At 63.6% G+C, this 1,766-nt stretch carries 2 protein-coding genes and 1 pseudogene; 2 read left to right on the top strand and 1 reads right to left on the bottom strand.

Going from position 1 to position 1,766, the window contains the following annotated elements:
• The first annotated feature begins 392 nt into the window (after window positions 1–392).
• Together WAN02_RS31560 and WAN02_RS31555 are read left to right on the top strand one after the other, a co-directional pair.
• The gene (locus WAN02_RS31560; protein WP_422269291.1) at window positions 393–1,034 is read left to right on the top strand and encodes an HhH-GPD-type base excision DNA repair protein; all 642 of its coding nucleotides are present in this window, start codon (window positions 393–395) and stop codon (window positions 1,032–1,034) included.
• Window positions 1,031–1,177: a DUF1059 domain-containing protein gene (locus WAN02_RS31555; RefSeq protein WP_067334757.1), complete on the top strand. Its 147-nt coding sequence runs from the start codon at window positions 1,031–1,033 to the stop codon at window positions 1,175–1,177. Before WAN02_RS31560 ends, WAN02_RS31555 begins: the two co-directional genes overlap by 4 nt.
• Window positions 1,178–1,257: 80 nt before the next feature.
• On the opposite strand, the pseudogene WAN02_RS31550 reads toward WAN02_RS31555, so the two are convergent.
• A pseudogene (locus WAN02_RS31550) lies at window positions 1,258–1,766 on the bottom strand (hypothetical protein); the annotation flags it as partial.

Genomic DNA, 1,766 nt, shown 5'->3' with positions numbered 1-1,766 from the left:
GGAATATGGGGACGTCCAACCGCCGGTGCCGTAGCAGTACTGCGGATAGCACGTTCGGTGGTACACGTCGCACTGATCAGGGTCGGCCTGGGCAATCGCTGGGACATCGATGAGCAAGGCCATGGCCGACAGAATGCCGGCGAGTAATAGCTTCACCGGACAGCTCCTCAAGATCGTGGCAAGGCTATTAGAGGCTCCAAAACGCATGCTTTGCCATCGAATAAGTGGGATCTGTGCGTCGGTCATCTTGTTCCCTCTCTCACTTGACTAATTCTTCCACTGGGCACCGACATGGCGATGGGACACAAGATGTTGTGATCGGGGTGTCGCTCGCTGCTCCTGTTGTGATTGGGTTGTATGCGTTGGGTCCGTGAAAGGAACGTTCTTTGACCGTGAAGCTCTGCTTGGCGCAGGACGACGAGGCCGATCGTCTCCTGGCGGAGAGCCCGTTCGCGCTGCTCGTCGGCATGGTCTTGGATCAGCAGGTTCCTTTCGAGACTGCTTTTCGAGGTCCCCTGAAGATCGCAGAGCGTCTGGATCGTCAACGTGTCTCACACGGTCGACAGGTGCCGAAAAGGATCGCGGACCGGATGAGTGGCTTCGACGCGGCCGAGATCGCCGACTACGACCCGGACAAGTTCGCCGACCTGTGCTCGGAAAAGCCTGCGATACACCGCTTTCCGGGCTCGATGGCCAAGCGGATACAGACGCTCGCGCAGATCATCGTGGATCGATACGACGGCGACGCGGCCGGGGTGTGGACCGCTGGTGAGCCCGACGGACCCGAGTTGTTGCGGCGGCTCAAGGGTCTGCCGGGGTTCGGCGAGCAGAAGGCGCAGATATTTCTGGCACTGCTTGGCAAGCAGTACGCCGTGACTCCCAAGGGTTGGCGGGCGGCCGCGGGCGAATTCGGCAAGGCCGGCACGCACGTGTCGGTGGCCGACATCGCCGATGCGGGTTCGCTCGACAAGGTTCGTTCATACAAGAAGCAGATGAAGGCAGCCAAGAAGGCAACCGGAAAGGCAGCAACGTGAAGACACACCTGAACTGTCCGTGCGGCGAGGCGATCACCGGCAAAGACGAGGACGAATTAGTCGACCTGACGCAGGCCCACTTGGCCAGCGCGCACCCCGGTCTGGAGTACGACCGGGACGCGATCCTGTTTATGGCCTACTAGCCGACAAATCCGCCGGCGCGCACACGACAATGGGCGCGCGCCAGCGGATTCACCGGGCCTAGATCAAGGCAACACCGCGATCAGGGCACCACCGTCGAGCCGATGGTGGGCATGAACTGGCACTGCTTGTCCTTGGTGCTGACCTGCCCGAAGATCGTCGACATGATGCTGCCCGAACCGGTGTCGACGGTAGCGGTCAGCGTAGTCGGCCCCTGCGGGTTGATGTCGGGCTGCGGCTTGAGCGTCGCGCTGCCCGACTTGCCAGTGGTCAGGTTCACCCAGGTCACATTCAACGGCAGCTTCTGCACGTCGGCGGGTCCCGGCGTGCCGACCGCGGTGAACACGTAGGCCGTCTGGCCGGCGTTCGGGCCGGGCGCAGGGATCTTTGCGGGACCGGCCACCGACAGCACCGGCGCCATCACGGTGCCGCCATCGGTCCCGCAGTTGTTGCTGATCGACGGGTACATGAAGTCCTGTGTGGGCGGGGCCTCCGGGCTGAAGCCCGGAGCGGCAGCCGCAGGAGCGGGCGCGGGCGCGGCGGCCGGCGGAGCAGGAGCGGGTTCGGGAACAGCGGCCGGCGGAGCAGGAG

Source organism: Mycobacterium sp. (assembly GCF_049281135.1).
GTDB lineage: Bacteria > Actinomycetota > Actinomycetes > Mycobacteriales > Mycobacteriaceae > Mycobacterium.
This window is presented reverse-complemented; position numbering and strand designations above follow the sequence as displayed.